The sequence below is a fragment of the Marinobacter sp. UBA2688 genome (assembly GCF_002352785.1).
GTDB lineage: Bacteria > Pseudomonadota > Gammaproteobacteria > Pseudomonadales > Oleiphilaceae > Marinobacter > Marinobacter salarius.
On record NZ_DELU01000026.1, the window covers coordinates 133,740 to 149,741 of the forward strand.

Sequence of the window (16,002 nt, forward strand, 5' to 3'; positions counted from 1 at the left end):
TCGACTCAAATAACACCGAATGCCAACATCGCATCAGCCACCCTACAGAACCCTGTGGTGTTGGCACCAAACACATAATCTCCGGGCCTGCCATACTCTTCGGCCGTCTCGAAACAGGCTCGGTGGATTTCAATCATAATGTCTTTCAAGCGCTGTTCGCTGTAATCGAAGCTCCAGGAATCCCGAGAAGCGTTCTGCTGCATCTCCAGAGCGCTGGTTGCGACACCACCTGCATTGGCGGCTTTTGCCGGACCAAACAAGGTGCCAGCATCACGGAACAACTTCACCGCTTCTGGGGTGCACGGCATATTGGCACCTTCGGCGACAGCCATGGTGCCATTGCGAATCAACGCCATCGCGTCTGAGCCGGTCAGTTCGTTCTGAGTTGCGCACGGGAGGGCAACCTGACAGGGCAACGACCAAATGGACGCTCCCGCCACAAAATCACTGCCGTTCTGACGACGAGTTGCATAGTCGCTAATCCGACCACGTTCCGCTTCCTTGATCTGGCGAACCAAACCGACATCAATTCCGGCAGGGTCGTAGACGTAGCCCTCCGAGTCGGAGCAGGCGATAACCTTGCCACCGAACTGCTGAACCTTTTCCATCGCATAAATTGCGACGTTCCCGGAACCAGAGACCACCACCTCTTTGCCCTCCAGTTCCATTCCCTGAGCAGCCAGCATTTCCCGGACAAAATAAACGGTTCCGTATCCTGTCGCCTCCTTACGAACACGGGCTCCGCCCCAGCCCAACCCCTTCCCGGTCAACACACCGGATTCGTAGCGGTTGGTCAGGCGTTTGTATTGGCCGAACAGGAAGCCAATCTCTCTGGCTCCAACGCCTATATCGCCTGCTGGTACGTCGGTGTACTCACCAATATGTCGGTACAACTCGGTCATAAAGGACTGGCAAAACCGCATAATCTCATTGTCAGATCGTCCCTTGGGATCGAAATCCGAACCACCCTTACCCCCTCCGATTGGCATCCCGCTCAGAGAGTTTTTGAAGATCTGCTCGAAACCCAGGAATTTAACCACGCCCAGATTGACGGAGGGATGAAACCGCAAACCACCCTTAAACGGCCCAAGGGCCGAGTTGAACTCAACCCGAAAACCACGATTGATTTGCACCGTTCCTGAGTCATCCACCCAGGGAACCCGGAAAATGATCTGCCGCTCTGGTTCACAAATTCGCTCCAGCAGCTTTGCTTCCTTGTACTCCGGGTGCTTGGCGATTACCGGCGACAAAGACTCCAGAACTTCCAGAACAGCCTGGTGAAACTCTGGCTCCGCAGGGTTTCTCAGGACCACCTGCTCGTAAAGCGCTTCAAGGGTGTCTTTTTGATGCATGGGCCTTCCTTGTTTAGTTTACGTGAGTCACATGGATGATTTTCAGACTGAGCTTTTTCTTGCCGGCCAAAGGCCAATCAATACGATCACCTACTCGAAGCCCCAACAGGGCCGCACCTGCCGGAGCCAAGACGGATACATGCTCTTCATCTGCCTCTGGCTGTCTCGGATAAACGAGCCTGAGCTTATACTCGGCGTCGTTCCCCTCATTTTTAAAATGGACCAAAGAATTCATGGTCACGGTGCCAGCAGGAAGGTTTTCGGTCTCAACCAGAGTGGCCCTATCAAGCTCCTGCAAGAGCGCTTCAGCTGTCGCGTTGCCATTTGGCTGTTTTTCCAACATGGCAGATAAGCGATCAAAATCATGGTCTAAGACATAAATAGCTGGACGTTCGGACATACCGACTCCTCTAAGCCTGGAATGCAATATTCAATTGGTGTGCTTGTTCAGGGGGGCTCGCCGAACTCGGCGATTAGTACGACGAATTCAGCGGAAATAGTGAAAAGCGGCAAGACACAACGCCCTCTCGGACAACATAGTCCGATGAAATTTAAGGGGTGCAGTGTTGGGAAAATTCATAGGTTTCTTACCCAGGAAAATGTCTTTCTCAGTCCCACAATAACCCAAACCCAAAATTAAGCAAACGGGTCCACTTCACTCTTCAATTTCACCAGCGATCCCAAGCGGCTCGCCAGTTCGCTTTTTGAAATGGACAGCAACATCTTTTAACGCCGCAAAGACTGTCTTGCTGTGAAGTCACGATCAATGGCCAACCTTAGCAACAGCGTGTGGGCTGGGGGAGGGACAGTCCTTCGGGACCAACAGGCTGATCGTAATGTACGTTCGTATGAACGGCGCCATCGAGCAGCACGGCAGATAGCGGATAAGGAGGTTGTGCGTTCTGGCGCTCGGCTTCGGAGAAGTTTATCTGATCCATGGCGACAACGAATTCTATGCGGTTGGCGATGGCCCTTTTGTCGCGGATGTTGAGACTTATTCAGAGTCTCCTTAGCATTGTTATTTAGCCCCCAAGTTTATAGACCAGAATTCGATCCGGTTGCCTTCCGGATCATGAATATGAATGACTCTTGCTCCCCAAGAATGATCTTTTATAGGTGGAGGGGAAAGGCCCGCCTCATTCAAGTATATATGTACAGTTTCGATATCACCTACTTCGAGTGCAATGGTTACTCCTTTACCCTCATTGCTATCAATTGAGGCTCTTGATTCATCTGCAATGCTTAAACGACACGCCTCATTTAATTTGAACTCAACAAACCAATTAAGAGACATCCTTACCTCAAACCCGATTTTATTTTTATAAAAGTCGACACATTCCTTCCACTTTCTACAATAAAAGATCGTGTTGGCTGTTTTTATATGCATTTTGCATCCTGATCTTCGGTGTAACCATAGCGATTTTGCTTAGCGACGCCCTGACAAGGACGTCAGATGAAGATCGCGGGCTAGGCCGGAGCGACCGACTGGCCACCACTTCACTCTAATCAATAAAAACTGAGTAAGTATTGAAGCTCCACAGCAGATAATTACCTTCACTTACCAGTATTCCATTAAACGGAAGATCGTAACTTAACTCGATAAAATCTTGCCGGATTATTTCACGTATCGAATATGAGTCCACCCCAAGAGAATTCGCTCCGAGAGAACCCGATCCATACAGATCGTGTGTGAATCTATATAATCCTTTCATATAAAATAAAATGGGGATCGCAACAGATAACCTTATGCCATTCACAGCCGGCTTAATTTCGCCTAACATACTGTCGAAAATGGCCTGCCTTGACCACTTTTCTGCCTCCTCTTTCGTGGCCAAAAACCATGCAGCATCATTCACCATCAACCTTTCTGAAAAGAGCCCCCCATTCCAAAGAGTAAGCCCGCTTACTGAACCTATTACGCAGTTTTCCATGAATGAAAAATTTGCAATATACATATTAACTTCCACCTATGCTTCGATAATTTTAAAGCGCAGGCATTACAGGTTATTGGATCTATTATTCTGCGCTACGCGAGTTTTTGGCGAGCATATTCAATCTCCGCTCCATATTTCTCAGGGCATTTAATCTCAACACATAGAACAGTTTAACGCCGGCCGCCCATAGCGGTATCGAAATATGAGCGATGATCTGACCCATTATCGAAAACCTCGATGCCCAAGGATAGGCCATGAGCACTGAAGCAAAAACTCCTAAAACAGAAATACTTAAACCCCAGCTCGATACAATTAGAAGACGTTTCACTCTTACCTCCTCAACAATAAATCAGATTCAACCCATTATATTTAAAAAACAAGGAGCAGAAAGGTTTGTTCTCCACAGGAGATGATCTAGGTACATTCCGGATAACTTTTGGGAATAACATTGTGTATTTTTTAGGTTGGCGCCACTGATTTGGTTCTCTCTCGAAACACCAGTGGTGGTTGCCCGCGATGAGGATTTTGTGCGTATGATTTTCTGACGGCCAAACCAGGCATCAAGCTGCTCCAGTTCCTCCAAAGTGCCGCGTCCCATCGTATCTCCGGCGTGTATCACGCACCTCCCCATCAGGATAGACTTCGCCAGTAATAGTTTGTTAATGAATTTCCTTTCGCTTGGTGTCCACGTGCCCTTTCGATGAATGCGCGTTGGACAACTACAAACTGCATTTAGATCGTCAATTGAGCCGGAATGGGACAATCACTAACTGGGAGGACGGATAAAATCAGCAAGGAGCTCGACAACGGAATCCGCCATATGGGCGCAACGGGCGCCATCAAATGGATAGACTGTTTCAAACCCACCCTGGATACGCGACTCCAGTAACAACTTAAGATGTCGTCTTGCGCGGAACAGGCGTGTTTTGACGGTCATAACGGTAATGCCGAGGTCCAGCGCAATGTCGGCCAACGCCATCCCTTCTGCCTCTCTGAGAACAAACACAACCCGAAGATGACTCGGCAGTTCGGATACTGCTGCCTCTAACCATTCCCGGAACTGTGCAACGCCGTGCTCGTTTTCGGGGGAACGTTGTCTGCTGCCTGGAAACGCTATGACTGATGCTTCCTGATGAAATTCTTCCGAGACCGAGTCGTATTCTTCGGTAGGCTGACGTTTTCTCAATCGCATTCGGGCAACATTTAACGCGATTTTAGTGGCCCAGGTTGAAAGCTTGGCATCCCCACGAAACTCTGCAATGCGGGAAAAGGCAATGAGGTAGGTTTCCTGGACGATCTCCTCGGCTTCGGCATCGTTATCCATAATGCCTCGGGCGATACGAAACAGACGCGGATTAAGCCTTCTGATCACCTCCCTTACAGCCGTTTCATGCCCCTGTTTTGCCAGTCTTACAAGCTCGTCTTCAGAGGTTTGCAAGCCAATGGTGGGCTTGGGCGATAGGGAGTCGACAGAAGTTTTCATAACGAGACCTTGTCAGCTTTCATTAACAATATCGCGGATCGAAGGGAATTGAGTCGCTACATGTCCACTCACTCCGCCCGCACGCAGAGCGGAACTATCCCAATCCACCATTTCAGGCGTTCCAACGACGATCCGCCCAACCATAGCCGCCATTTCATGCGGCACGCAGTAATAGTCATAAACACCAGGAATCGTCAGCGTCAGACTGAATTTCTGGTTCGGAAGCAAATGGCCACTACCGAACGGTTTGGCAGCCTTTGGCATCCGCCGCACCCGATCAAAATACTCAGGGTGATACGCCGTCACCGTGTGAGAATTCCCAGGATCCTGATTGACGAAGGTAATTGTTGTGCCCGGATCTACCGCAATCCCCTTCGGATCAAACCAAACCCTTTCACCTCTGGGTGTACCTTGCATCTTGATAACAACCTGGCTTTCGCCAGCAGCCTCAGTCACACCACTACTCAGAAGTAATAGCGAGCCCGACAACTTCAGTAATCTACGCCTTGAACAGTTCATAGCCAGATACCCGGCGGGCAGTCCAATCGGTATTTGAGAAACGTCTTACTGATCAGATGCTCTTATTTCAAAAAGGTTACGCGACAAACGTACAAATATTTTGAATTCCTATGGTCATCAACGGCCTCTATTCGCAAAACAAGGGGCGTAAGTTTCAGCACCCAGGCTGAGCCAGGGTTGGTCTTGCATGCTTTTCCCGTTTTATTCAAACCCAAGTAAGCGTTCTGCCTGCGATCCCAACCCAGTTCAGCCGTGTTATGCCATAGGCCCTCCTTGTGCTCTCAGATAACCAAAAGGGAGACAACTCGTCGCCTATTTGGCCAACCGATCTTTGGCGCCCTTGTCGTGGAATAGCACGACGTGAGCATGCGGACTTTCCACGCCGGGATGCCCTGCGTTGTAGTAGATGTCAACAGCCGTCACTTCATGAGATCCGATCGCTAGGTCATCGTAAGCGACACCGTTCTTCAATTCCTCAAGGGGCGTCATGTAGACGGTAGCCGACAACTTTCCATCGTGGTCATAGCTCAAGAATGGACCAGCGGGCAAAGTGTCCGGATCAACAAAAAGTGTCCCCAGGCCCGGCAGAAATGCAGGCAGCGGCAACACCTCGCTCACCTGCACATACGGTCCCTCCGGCGGCATCTGGGCAACCTTGTCTTCGTCATGGGCCAACGCGCCTGCTGCCAGACTCATACCCAACAAACCGATCAGTAACTTTTTCATAGCCATTCCTCGTTTGTGATTAATTAATGTGGCAATGAACCAGATGCAGCTCTGACGAAAAGGTTTCAGGCTTTTTTGTCGGTAGTGTCATCACGGCAATGCATTAAAGTGCCACCCACCGTCCGAAAACTTTCGGTAACCTTTTCCAATTTCCCGCATCTGTCGCTTTAGCCAGCCCTGAATAATCGGGGTTTGGGTGTATTTACGTGCGCCGTTACCGGCCTAACGAAGGAAACGGGATATGAACAGCAATAAGAAACACCTACAGACAGTAGGCGCCCTGGTGGGGGCAATTTGCATCGCAACATTGGTTGGGTGCAGTGACGGAAGTTCGCCTCCTTTCGCTGTGCAAAGCGTCAGCCCGGCAGCCGAGGGTGAACTGATTCCAGTTGATACCCAGGTTGCGATCACCTTTAACCGCTCACTTGATAGCACTACTTTTTCGGCCGCCGAGGTTCGCCTTGAATGTGACGAATCCGAGGTAACGTTTGCCGATGTCAGCTTCCAGAACAACGCGAGGACCGTTTTTTTGACCCCGGATACTCTCCTTCCCGAGAACAAGGACTGCGAAGTACAGATCGCTGCGGAAGTAAAGGATGTGTCCAATAACACGCTTGGAAAGGTCTTTGGATGGACGTTTGGGACAACGGCACGCCCGGAAACTCTTGCGCTCGGAAAAGAGATATTCCGCTATGACACATTTGGAGATGAACGTTTCTGGACGGACGTGCTGGAAATGCACGATGTTATTCAGTCAGCCGTTGATCCGGTCACAGCCCTTTCTGTGGGACTAAAAGTAGATGCGGAAGCACTTCCTGAAGCTGTAGTTAATGGAATCGCACAGGGAACCATTAATCTGGAGTCACCTGCGACCACCGTTGCATTACTCAAGCTGGATGCGGTAGTCGGTGTCAAAGGCACCGTGGAGGAGGTAAACGACGTGGATACGCTCACCAGTGTCGGTGTGACCTGCGCGTTGTGCCATTCGACCGTGGACAATTCCTTTGCCCCGGGCATTGGCAAACGACTTGACGGATGGGCCAACCGTGACCTGAACCCGGGTGCCATTATCGCCTTGTCGCCTGCACTTACTCCCGCACAAAAAGACATCTACAACTCCTGGGGGCCAGGGATGTACGACGCCAGGTTCAATCAGGACGGTATCAGCAGTCCGCATGTCATCACGCCTGCGTTTGGTCTGAACGGTATCGAAAAGACAACATCAACCGGAGACGGCAACGATATCGCCTATTGGAACCGATACGTCGCTGTCACCCAGATGGGTGGGGAAGGTTCCTTTTACGAACCCAGAACCGGGGTTGATGTAACCAACGGCACAGAAGATCTTGTAACGGATAAGCTCCCGGCGCTACAGGCTTATCAACTGTCGCTGCTCTCGCCAGAACCTCCCGAAGGTTCATTTGATCCTACAGCAGCAGCCCGTGGAGAAGAGCTGTTCAATGGCCAGGCACAGTGCTCTTCCTGCCATAGCGGGCCCAAGTTCACAGACGCGAATAGTCGTTTGCATGATCCATCGGATGTTGTGAGTGAACCGGAGCCTGACGGAGCTCCGGGGTACGCATCTCGAAGTGCAACCAAGATGTACCGCACAGCTCCGCTGGAAGGCATCTGGCAACACCCGCCCTATTTCCATAACGGAATGGCTGCAACGCTTGCGGATGTCGTCACGCTCTACAACGACCGAAAAGCCCTTGGTCTCGATGAGGATCAACAGAGTGACCTCGTCGAATATTTGAAGTCGTTGTAATGACCTGAAAGCTGCTAGGCGGTTGGCTCTCTATAACCACAATGAATGGAGAACTGGGACAGTGTCTTGATCACTGCCCAGGCCTCACATCTCAATTTGGTGCCCCCCCCCCCCAAAAAAAACATGACGCCAACGATGAAAGTACCCAATGATCAGATCACTAGCGGGCTTATTACATCTGTTTCTCCAAGACCAACTGAGCTTTATCGGTTTGTCGCACGCGGCACTAGCCGTCGGACCACTCTTGATTGTTCAGGCCCTAACCGGTCTCGCCATGATGTTGTCTACCCTCATTTCGGGCGTAAACGGCGAGCTCATTCTTGAGAACGCTGGGGGTTTCGGGGTTTTGTTGCCGATTTTCGACTGCTACCTCTGGTGACCTCGCGGAAGGGGGGGCTCTCCAGCTTTGTACCGAGGGAAGTCCAGCAAACGGGTGCAGCTTTGAACTATTCAGTTTCACCAGCGACACCAGACGGCTCGCCAGTTAGCTTTTTGAAATGGATAACAACATCTTTTACTACCGATAATGTGAACATCCCGGTTTTAGTTGCCCAACGATTTTTTCTCGCAAATTCTCGGTCGACCCCCTCTCCGCCAATCTCTATCAACTCCTGGCCCGCGCTGCATCGCCAGCGTCACGCCTTGCTGATGTAACAGTGCCCGCTGCCGCCCTTCGACGCGATATCTCTAGCGGGCTATAAATCCAATATCAGCGTACGTAATTCCACGCAGCCAACTGGCTTGCAAAGCTCTGGTCATCGATCTATATTTAAAATGTATTTTTAATATATGTTTATGAGGTGATGCATGGACAAGGTACTTGGGTTTGCCAATACGGCATTGCTGGTAGCCGTCCTGGCGCTGATTGTGACGGTGCTAGTTTCTTATCCGTTCGCGGACCATCTGAGCCTGCAGGCTCAAATCGCGGCTCATATCGGCACGCTGATTTTCGCTACGCTGGTGAAGCTGTCCTATATTCTGCGGCTGATTTCCCTGAAAGCGTTGGGAAGACCCGTACACTAGCGACCGCTAGCCAGCGGGCTGGGGTATCCTGTACGCCTCTGACGCTACGATGTGGCTTTTGGCGGGATGGGGTATATTCTTCTGCGGTCCGCTCTTTTTCCTCCTTACCCGACCGCCTTGCTAGTCGTTACCCATCAGGAGTAGTTACATGCACATCACTCGGTACACCGATTATTCGCTGCGGGTATTGATCTACCTCGCCCTTCAGCAGGAGCGGCTGGTCACCATCCAGCAAATCGCCGACAGTTACGACATCTCCAAGAACCATCTGATGAAAGTGGTGCACCAACTGACACTGAAGGGCTATATCGAGAGCGTTCGTGGCAAGAATGGTGGTCTGCGTCTGCACCGCAGACCGGAGGACATCAATATCGGCGTGTTGGTGCGTGAAACCGAGCAGGACATGAACCTGGTGGAGTGCTTTTCCAGCGACAACCAGTGCTGTATCACTCCGGTGTGTGGGCTGAAGAACATCCTGGCAGAGGCTCTGCGAGCATTCCTTAACACCCTGGATCAGTATACCCTGGCGGATATCCTAACCGAACGGCAAAAACCACAGTTGTTACGTTTATTGCAGATTGCTTGAATTAATCTCAACCTTCGCGCCCGTCGAATCTGGGCTTCATCAAAATACCGGTATAGCGAACCAGAAACAGCGTAAACGCCAGCACCCACAATGCTCCGCTCATGCGTACACCAAGCACCCAGTCGATACCGCCAAACGCCGTCGTCACGCGAACCAAGGCTGCCAGCTGTATCGCAATAAAGGCCGTCACCATTCCCGGCGGTAAAGCCAACGGCCGACCTGTATGCCCGAGCGCTACGCGGGCAACAACACCCAATACCAAGCTGCCGACAACACCCAGTCCCGCCGCATGCCCCCATGCGCTGGCCGGCCAACCCAGCAAGTGATAGCCGGCCAGCAACACTAGTGATACCGGTATCCAAAGCAGCGATACATGGAGAATCCATAGCAGTGGGTTACGGGCGACAAGCCAACCTCGCCAGCCCACCAGTCGAGCCAGCATGAACACAGCTGCAGCAATGGAGGCAGCGCCAGTGGCAACATTAAGCTCCGCCAGCTTGAACGCCAGCACCGCTATCATGCTCAGAACCGCGAGCAGGTCGAGCCTCGGGATAACCCGGATCACTGAAGGGTCGCGACCCTGCTGACGCAACCACCCTGAGGAAAATGCCGGCGTGATACGACCACCAATGATGCCGGATAATGCCATGGCCATAATCAGCCCTCCGGCGATAAATTTAGTGCTCAGAGTCACCACAAAGGCGATCTGCATACTCCAGAGCAGACCCAATATCATCAAAATCACGAGTTGGCGCCGCTGACGGGCCTGCCAGATCCGCCAGCCGGCATCGAGCATAACCAAAGGCAGGAAGGCCAGATTAACGACCTGCAGCAGAAGATCAGGTAGACCGCCCCCCAGCAACAGCAGTAGTCGCCCGGCAAGCCAGACCAACCAGAGTCCCAGCAACCGGGCTCCATGTGTACGCTCGGTATTCGTCCAGACACAGACCGCCGTGAGCAGAAAACCCGCGATCGCGGCGGAAAGGAAGCCAAACAACATCTCGTGCTGGTGCCAGAGTATACCCGGCATCGCCAAGGGGGGCTGAACCACACCCGTGGCCACTAAAATCCACAGCGGCACGAACACGATGGCGATCAGCGTCAGCGAAAGGAAAAATATCCTGAACGGGTAGCTGAATAGTTGCCTTACGGAAGGCTTGGCAGGATTGGCCGCAATGGTCTGCATAGCACTCAAACTCCTAGAAACAGTTTGATTGAACGACCAGGGAAGTTTATCTTTTATAAAATGTATTTTATATAAATCTTTATAGGTAAATCCATTAGCAGTTAGCTTAAAATTGACCGGAATTTTTAGCGGAGCGCCACGAACAGGCATCATCATGACGTTCGCGCCCGCAGATTGAGCGCAAACAGGAGACGCTTAGTGCACTGGTATACCTTGCTGAAAACTCTTCACGTGACGACAGCTTGCCTGACCGCAGCGTTATTCACTCTTCGCCTGGCTCTCGATGCCTCTGGACGGCCAGGCTGGCGTACCACGCCACTGAAGTGGCTTCCCCACCTCAACGATACCGTGTTACTGGCTGCAGCCTTGGGCCTGCTAGTCGTTACCGGCTGGATGCCGTTCGTTCACCACTGGCTTACGGGCAAAATCTTGCTGCTACTGGGCTATATCATCGCCGGTCGGTTTGCCATGAGACCCCAGTACCGTTTTTCAACTCGACTGATCGCGAGCATCCTTGCCCTCGCTCAATTGGCGCTCATATTCTGGCTGGCGCTGAATAAGCCGATGTTTTAACTCAATCGAGCACAATGCCTTCATCGAAGCCCCCTCCTCTGGTGTACCAGGGCACTTTTCAACGGACAGCGCCGCCTATATCTCCATGTAAGTCGCCGATTTTCCGATCATTTTATATTATTAAACGGGCTTTCCCTGTGTCGTTGATAACCTGATCACGGTTGGCTATCCGGCGGAGCACCCTCCTCACATTTTCTGCAGTCAAGCTCAAGCCCCAGCCTCGACTTTCTACCTTCCACTGAAGTGACCCAAGGGCGGTTCACCCACGGCGGCGAATGACGCACATGCTGATTGTGGCCGCACGCCAACTGTGCAACCCAGTGGTTTTCCTTGTCTTTATGATAGCCAGTGATGGGTTGTTTCATAAGCTCCAATCACGCAAGAGACCGGGCTGGCCGAACCGCTTCCGCAACCATCCCCGCCAGAAGCCCGAAAAAGGGATCGGCCCAGACGGTCACCAGTGCGGTTATCGCAATGACCGGCCAACATGACGGCTTGGCTGCCCAGAGACGCCTGGACATGGCAAGCTCAACGGCGGCTACCAACAACAAGGCACCTAGACCCGCCACCGGAATGGCGGCAATAAATGAAAAGCCGCCCGGCAGAAAAGCAACCATGAGCAAAGCGGTTCCCAGCAGAACGGGGGCCATGCCGGTCCGGGCACCGAAACGATGGTGCGCGGCCACGCCTCCGGCGCCATGACACATGGGCAAGGCCCCGAGCGGAACGAGAAAAAGGTTGGCCAACCCCGTTGTCACAGACAGGCGGCCTGGCGACACACGGTGCGATTGCTCGCCGAAGTAATCCCCAACCACCAGGGCCGTCAGTACGACGGCGTTGGTGATAGTAAGCGCCAACTGAGGTAACACCAGCACGGACATCGCCTGCTGCCAATCGTTTATGCCTGGCAGTTGAGGTAGTGCAAATGGAACCGAACCTGCTGCGGGCAGCGTCAGTCCCGGCGCGCCCAGTACCGCGCCGATCACTAACGCCACACCAAGTCCTATCAGGGCTGCTGGCCAGTTCGGCAACACCTTGAGGGTGATACCTAACACCGCCAAGGTAATCACACCCAACGACAAGGACGTGGCCATCAACCCCAGGCTCATGTTGGCCAGCAGCAACCCCAGCCCCAGTTGAAGGCCGCTCAATACCGAGCCGGGCACAAGACGTGCCACACGGTTAATCCATCCGGTTGCGCCCAGGAGTAGTAGTACTGCTCCGATCAGCACGCCACTTGCCACCAGGCTTTGGGAAGTCACCTCGGTGGTCAGCAACAACGCAGCAACCGCTTTCATCGGTTGCACCGGTATCGGCAGCCGATAGTACAGCCCGGTTGCAATGTAGAACACAGCAAACCCCAGCAGTACAGGTACCGGTGCCAGCCCTGCCACGCCGATCGCCCCAAGACTCAGTGGCAGCAGGGTACCGATGTCACCCAGCGCCCCGCTGACCTCCTTCACTGGATCTTTCGGGTTTAAGGGCATGCGAACTCCTGGTTCATTGGCCTGTTTTTTAAAGTTATTATTGGCAACGCTCACGCGTTATAGACGACATGTCCCAGCTCCGTGATGTCGTAACCGCCCAACGCCTCGGCGCGCTGTACAAATCGCTCGCTACCGGCAAACGCCAGCAACCTCTGCATGGCCGGATCAAAGTAGTGGCGCCGGCGCATGGCCAGATCAAAATGCTCCTGTTGCAGCGGAATAAACGCCAATCCCTGGCGCCGGGCCGCCGCTTCGATTCCCACGCCAACATCCGCTTCGCCCTGGCGAATGGCCAAGGCGAGATCGTCTTCGCTGAGCGACGGATGCGTTGCCCACGTGAGGTGTCTGGCATCGAGGCGGTGGCGTGCCAGCAAGCTCTGCAACAAATGGCTGACGCCGGCATCGGGCTGGCGATGCGCCAGACGTATGCCGGGGCGGGCGATATCCTCCAAGCGGGCAAGTCGGTGAGGGTTATCGGCGGCTAAGAGGAGCCCCTGCTGGCGCTTCGCCCAGCGAATCAGCACCAGGTCGCGCATGCCGCTCAGCCCCAATGTGACAGGATCATTGTAGCCCCGGCTTTCAGCGTGCCAGATATGCATCCCGGCGAGCATTGCGCGCCCGGCGATCAATCGCTGTACGCCATCGCCACTCCCCTGACACAGCAGCGCCAGCTCTGCACCGCTCTCCTTCACCGCCCACTCCAACAGTGGATCCTGGCTGCCCGCCAGGACCGGCGGGGTTGGCGAACTGACGGCGTCGTCACCCTCCAGATGGTTCATCAACCACAGATCAATACGCTGGCGTGGGAACAACAGCTTTCCCGTCACCCGCACACAGGGAATCACGCCCTGGCTGACCAGATCATAGACTTTGCGCTCTTTCAGACGCAGATACTCGGCAGCTTCGGCCGTGGTGAGGTATGCGGGAAGCGTCATCAATCTCTCCTGCTGCCTGGAAAAGCACTAAACTGTTTTTAGCTGCATATTTTTCAACAGGCTGTGCAAAGCGTAGTCAGAAACTCCACGATGCTCAATAACAAGGAGACGCAGCTGTGGAAAATAATGCGTTCTGCGTGGCGCTGTCGCTACTGCTAAACCTAGACGCTTCGCTCTTTCAGATCGTGGCGCTTTCGCTGCAGGTGTCGCTTATGGCGGTACTGATCGCGGCCGTTCTGGGGTTCCCCCTCGGTGCGGCGGTGGCACTGTGGCGATTCCCCGGGCGCGGCGTCATGATTGTCGTCCTCAACGCCTTGATGGGGCTGCCTCCGGTGGTGGCCGGGCTCGCCGTCTACTTGCTGCTCTCGCGAGCCGGCCCTCTGGGTGAGTGGGGGTTCCTGTTTACACCAGGAGCCATGGTCATTGCCCAGGTGGTCCTGGTATTGCCAATTCTTGCCGCGCTCTCGCGTCAGAAGGTGGAAGAGCTTCTGGGTGAGTACCGCGAGCAATTCATGTCACTGGGTATGTCGCGCTCACGCATGATGCCCACTCTGCTGTGGGATGCCCGTTTTGCGCTATTGACCGTTCTGCTTGCCGGTTTTGGCCGCGCCAGCGCCGAAGTGGGCGCGGTGATGATGGTCGGCGGCAATATTGATGGGGTCACGCGGGTCATGACCACCGCCATTGTGCTGGAAACCGGCAAAGGCAACCTGCCACTGGCACTGGGACTGGGGATTGTGCTGCTGACGCTGGTCATGCTGATTAACGCAGGCGCCTATTTGGTGGGCGAACTGACAAGGAGACGGATAGGATGACGTCATTCAACGTTCCGCTCCTTGCCTCGGCCGCCCTCCTCCCGCCACCAACGCTGCGTTTTGATGGCGTCGCCTTCAACCAGCAGGGCAAGGCGCTACTGGGACCCTGCTCATTCACCCTGGACGGCACCGGCCCTACCCTGGTGATGGGACCCAACGGGGCGGGCAAGAGTCTTCTGTTACGGCTGGCGCACGGTTTGCTCTCACCCACTCAGGGACAGGTGGCCTGGTCACGTGGGGGGCGCCCCCGCCAGGCAATGGTGTTCCAGCAACCGGTACTGTTGCGTCGCTCGGCCCTGGCCAATCTCGTTCACGCGTTGGCGGTGAACAATATCCCCCGCAAGACACGTACACAGATCGCCTGCGAAGCGCTTGAGCATTTTGGGCTTACCTCCTGCACAAACACGCCCGCGCGCGTGCTATCCGGCGGCGAACAGCAGCGCCTGGCACTGGCTCGCGCCTGGGTTCTTTCTCCTCAGGTGCTGTTTCTGGATGAACCCACCTCCGCACTCGACCCGGCGGCTATTAAAGGCGTGGAGGCGGCGGTACGCGAGTTTCATCAGCGGGGAACGCGCATCGTAATGACCACTCACGATCTGCATCAGGCCAGGCGCCTTGCCGGAGATGTATTGTTTCTTTCTGGCGGAAAAGTGTGCGAACACACCCCCGCCGACGTCTTTTTCAACAGGCCCGTCTCGCGGGAGGCACAAGCGTTTATTGCCGGAGAACTGGTGGGATAGTTTTACTCTGACGGTTTACCGGCTGGCTACTCAATGGAAGTTCCACACGCGCGAAAGGAGAAAACAAGATGAACAAAGGCTTAACCCTTGTACTCGCAGGTGTAACCAGCATGGGCCTGGCATTCAGCGCGTTCGCTGATAATTACATCACCCTGGCCTCAACGACGTCCACCCAGAACTCGGGGCTGTTCAACGCCATTTTACCGCAGTTCGAAGACACCACCGGCATCGACGTACGGGTGGTGGCAGTGGGCACCGGGCAGGCCTTTGAAATCGCCCGTCGCGGCGACGCCGACAGCCTTCTGGTGCACGACACCGCCGGAGAAAAGCGCTTTGTCGAGAACGGCTTCGCCACCGAGCGCGCCGATGTCATGTACAACGATTTCGTATTGATTGGCCCCGCAGACGATCCGGCGAATATTGGTGAGGCGCAAAGTGCCGCCGAAGCCTTCGCGGCGATTGCCAATGCCAAGGCACCCTTCACCTCACGCGGCGATGACAGCGGCACCAATCGCGCCGAGTTACGCCTCTGGGAGAACGCCGGCGTGGACCCCGACGGCGACTGGTACCGCGAACTCGGCAGTGGCATGGGGCCAACCCTCAACACCGCCGCAGCCATGGACGCGTACGTGATGTCGGACCGCGCCACCTGGGTGGCGTTTGGCAACCGCCAGAACCTGAGGCTGCTTTTTGCCGGCGACGAAGTATTGTTCAACCAGTACGGTAGCCTGCTGATCTCCGAAGAGAAGCATCCGCATCTCAAGCACGATCTCGCTGAACAGTGGCACAACTGGCTGATTTCCGAGGATGGCCAGCAAGCGATTGCAGGCTTCAAGGTAGACGGACAACAGCTGTTTTTCCCGAATGCCAAATAG

General features: G+C 54.0%; 19 protein-coding genes. 8 read left to right on the plus strand and 11 right to left on the minus strand.

The features are described 5' to 3' along the window. Positions 1 to 5: 5 nt before the first annotated feature. From gdhA to B3M52_RS16055, 4 genes are all read right to left on the minus strand, one after another. Positions 6 to 1,352, minus strand: a complete 1,347-nt coding sequence (gene gdhA / locus B3M52_RS16040; RefSeq protein ID WP_075196081.1) for an NADP-specific glutamate dehydrogenase — start codon at positions 1,350 to 1,352, stop codon at positions 6 to 8. Between the two features lie 13 nt (positions 1,353 to 1,365). Continuing rightward, a complete protein-coding gene (rnk, locus tag B3M52_RS16045) occupies positions 1,366 to 1,752 on the minus strand; it encodes a nucleoside diphosphate kinase regulator (RefSeq protein WP_075196082.1) in 387 nt (128 codons plus the stop codon). Positions 1,753 to 2,370: 618 nt separating this feature from the next. Beyond that, entirely contained in the window at positions 2,371 to 2,739 is a 369-nt protein-coding gene (locus B3M52_RS16050) for a VOC family protein (protein WP_075196083.1), read from the minus strand. Between the two features lie 115 nt (positions 2,740 to 2,854). Further along, positions 2,855 to 3,307, minus strand: coding sequence for a hypothetical protein (locus tag B3M52_RS16055; protein ID WP_075196084.1), 453 nt, complete (start codon positions 3,305 to 3,307; stop codon positions 2,855 to 2,857). Positions 3,308 to 3,540: 233 nt separating this feature from the next. On the opposite strand from B3M52_RS16055, the gene B3M52_RS16060 reads away from it, so the two are divergent. Then, the gene (locus B3M52_RS16060) at positions 3,541 to 3,699 is read left to right on the plus strand and encodes a hypothetical protein (RefSeq protein ID WP_164732082.1); all 159 of its coding nucleotides are present in this window, start codon (positions 3,541 to 3,543) and stop codon (positions 3,697 to 3,699) included. Between the two features lie 353 nt (positions 3,700 to 4,052). Here the strand turns inward: B3M52_RS16060 and B3M52_RS16065 are convergent, their stop codons facing one another. The 3 genes from B3M52_RS16065 to B3M52_RS16075 form a co-directional block, all read right to left on the minus strand. Beyond that, a complete protein-coding gene (locus tag B3M52_RS16065; protein WP_075196086.1) occupies positions 4,053 to 4,769 on the minus strand; it encodes an RNA polymerase sigma factor in 717 nt (238 codons plus the stop codon). 12 nt (positions 4,770 to 4,781) lie between these two features. After that, positions 4,782 to 5,225 (minus strand): cupredoxin domain-containing protein, encoded by a 444-nt coding sequence (locus B3M52_RS16070; protein ID WP_206512136.1) that lies wholly within the window; start codon positions 5,223 to 5,225, stop codon positions 4,782 to 4,784. 375 nt (positions 5,226 to 5,600) lie between these two features. After that, positions 5,601 to 6,014, minus strand: coding sequence for a hypothetical protein (locus B3M52_RS16075; RefSeq protein WP_075196088.1), 414 nt, complete (start codon positions 6,012 to 6,014; stop codon positions 5,601 to 5,603). Positions 6,015 to 6,255: 241 nt separating this feature from the next. Between B3M52_RS16075 and B3M52_RS16080 the strand changes: the two genes are divergently transcribed. From B3M52_RS16080 to B3M52_RS16090, 3 genes are all read left to right on the plus strand, one after another. Further along, on the plus strand, positions 6,256 to 7,782 hold the full coding sequence (locus B3M52_RS16080; RefSeq protein WP_083637234.1) for an Ig-like domain-containing protein: 1,527 nt from the start codon (positions 6,256 to 6,258) through the stop codon (positions 7,780 to 7,782). A gap of 807 nt (positions 7,783 to 8,589) precedes the next feature. Continuing rightward, positions 8,590 to 8,805 carry a hypothetical protein gene (locus B3M52_RS16085; RefSeq protein WP_036202898.1) on the plus strand — a complete coding sequence of 72 codons (216 nt, stop codon included), beginning with the start codon at positions 8,590 to 8,592 and terminating at the stop codon, positions 8,803 to 8,805. A 148-nt stretch (positions 8,806 to 8,953) separates the two neighbouring features. Continuing rightward, positions 8,954 to 9,391, plus strand: coding sequence for an RrF2 family transcriptional regulator (locus tag B3M52_RS16090; protein ID WP_075195307.1), 438 nt, complete (start codon positions 8,954 to 8,956; stop codon positions 9,389 to 9,391). A gap of 7 nt (positions 9,392 to 9,398) precedes the next feature. Here B3M52_RS16090 and B3M52_RS16095 read toward each other — a convergent pair whose 3' ends face one another. Beyond that, entirely contained in the window at positions 9,399 to 10,577 is a 1,179-nt protein-coding gene (locus tag B3M52_RS16095) for an NnrS family protein (RefSeq protein ID WP_075195308.1), read from the minus strand. A gap of 198 nt (positions 10,578 to 10,775) precedes the next feature. Between B3M52_RS16095 and B3M52_RS16100 the strand changes: the two genes are divergently transcribed. After that, positions 10,776 to 11,150, plus strand: coding sequence for a SirB2 family protein (locus B3M52_RS16100; RefSeq protein WP_075195309.1), 375 nt, complete (start codon positions 10,776 to 10,778; stop codon positions 11,148 to 11,150). A 155-nt stretch (positions 11,151 to 11,305) separates the two neighbouring features. On the opposite strand, the gene B3M52_RS16105 is transcribed toward B3M52_RS16100, so the two are convergent. The 3 genes from B3M52_RS16105 to B3M52_RS16115 are packed head-to-tail and all read right to left on the minus strand — an operon-like array spanning position 11,306 to position 13,572. Next, positions 11,306 to 11,515, minus strand: a complete 210-nt coding sequence (locus tag B3M52_RS16105; RefSeq protein ID WP_075195551.1) for a DUF3565 domain-containing protein — start codon at positions 11,513 to 11,515, stop codon at positions 11,306 to 11,308. 9 nt (positions 11,516 to 11,524) lie between these two features. Then, positions 11,525 to 12,637, minus strand: coding sequence for a putative sulfate/molybdate transporter (locus B3M52_RS16110; RefSeq protein ID WP_075195310.1), 1,113 nt, complete (start codon positions 12,635 to 12,637; stop codon positions 11,525 to 11,527). A 50-nt stretch (positions 12,638 to 12,687) separates the two neighbouring features. After that, the gene (locus B3M52_RS16115) at positions 12,688 to 13,572 is read right to left on the minus strand and encodes a helix-turn-helix transcriptional regulator (protein ID WP_075195311.1); all 885 of its coding nucleotides are present in this window, start codon (positions 13,570 to 13,572) and stop codon (positions 12,688 to 12,690) included. A gap of 116 nt (positions 13,573 to 13,688) precedes the next feature. Between B3M52_RS16115 and B3M52_RS16120 the strand changes: the two genes are divergently transcribed. From B3M52_RS16120 to B3M52_RS16130, 3 genes are all read left to right on the plus strand, one after another. Next, a complete protein-coding gene (locus tag B3M52_RS16120) occupies positions 13,689 to 14,387 on the plus strand; it encodes an ABC transporter permease (protein WP_036202883.1) in 699 nt (232 codons plus the stop codon). Beyond that, positions 14,384 to 15,127 carry an ABC transporter ATP-binding protein gene (locus B3M52_RS16125; RefSeq protein WP_075195312.1) on the plus strand — a complete coding sequence of 248 codons (744 nt, stop codon included), beginning with the start codon at positions 14,384 to 14,386 and terminating at the stop codon, positions 15,125 to 15,127. Before B3M52_RS16120 ends, B3M52_RS16125 begins: the two co-directional genes overlap by 4 nt. 68 nt (positions 15,128 to 15,195) lie before the next feature. After that, the gene (locus tag B3M52_RS16130) at positions 15,196 to 16,002 is read left to right on the plus strand and encodes a substrate-binding domain-containing protein (RefSeq protein ID WP_075195313.1); all 807 of its coding nucleotides are present in this window, start codon (positions 15,196 to 15,198) and stop codon (positions 16,000 to 16,002) included.

Excerpts from the sequence above, each read along its gene's own strand:
- B3M52_RS16055 (WP_075196084.1), bottom strand. The coding sequence starts at position 3,307 with ATGTATATTGCAAATTTTTCATTCATGGAAAACTGCGTAATAGGTTCA.
- B3M52_RS16080 (WP_083637234.1), top strand. The coding sequence starts at position 6,256 with ATGAACAGCAATAAGAAACACCTACAGACAGTAGGCGCCCTGGTGGGG.
- B3M52_RS16075 (WP_075196088.1), bottom strand. The coding sequence starts at position 6,014 with ATGAAAAAGTTACTGATCGGTTTGTTGGGTATGAGTCTGGCAGCAGGC.
- B3M52_RS16110 (WP_075195310.1), bottom strand. The coding sequence starts at position 12,637 with ATGCCCTTAAACCCGAAAGATCCAGTGAAGGAGGTCAGCGGGGCGCTG.
- B3M52_RS16105 (WP_075195551.1), bottom strand. The coding sequence starts at position 11,515 with ATGAAACAACCCATCACTGGCTATCATAAAGACAAGGAAAACCACTGG.
- B3M52_RS16060 (WP_164732082.1), top strand. The coding sequence starts at position 3,541 with ATGAGCACTGAAGCAAAAACTCCTAAAACAGAAATACTTAAACCCCAG.
- B3M52_RS16090 (WP_075195307.1), top strand. The coding sequence starts at position 8,954 with ATGCACATCACTCGGTACACCGATTATTCGCTGCGGGTATTGATCTAC.
- gdhA (WP_075196081.1), bottom strand. The coding sequence starts at position 1,352 with ATGCATCAAAAAGACACCCTTGAAGCGCTTTACGAGCAGGTGGTCCTG.
- B3M52_RS16065 (WP_075196086.1), bottom strand. The coding sequence starts at position 4,769 with ATGAAAACTTCTGTCGACTCCCTATCGCCCAAGCCCACCATTGGCTTG.
- B3M52_RS16125 (WP_075195312.1), top strand. The coding sequence starts at position 14,384 with ATGACGTCATTCAACGTTCCGCTCCTTGCCTCGGCCGCCCTCCTCCCG.
- B3M52_RS16085 (WP_036202898.1), top strand. The coding sequence starts at position 8,590 with ATGGACAAGGTACTTGGGTTTGCCAATACGGCATTGCTGGTAGCCGTC.
- rnk (WP_075196082.1), bottom strand. The coding sequence starts at position 1,752 with ATGTCCGAACGTCCAGCTATTTATGTCTTAGACCATGATTTTGATCGC.
- B3M52_RS16130 (WP_075195313.1), top strand. The coding sequence starts at position 15,196 with ATGAACAAAGGCTTAACCCTTGTACTCGCAGGTGTAACCAGCATGGGC.
- B3M52_RS16050 (WP_075196083.1), bottom strand. The coding sequence starts at position 2,739 with ATGCATATAAAAACAGCCAACACGATCTTTTATTGTAGAAAGTGGAAG.
- B3M52_RS16095 (WP_075195308.1), bottom strand. The coding sequence starts at position 10,577 with ATGCAGACCATTGCGGCCAATCCTGCCAAGCCTTCCGTAAGGCAACTA.
- B3M52_RS16115 (WP_075195311.1), bottom strand. The coding sequence starts at position 13,572 with ATGACGCTTCCCGCATACCTCACCACGGCCGAAGCTGCCGAGTATCTG.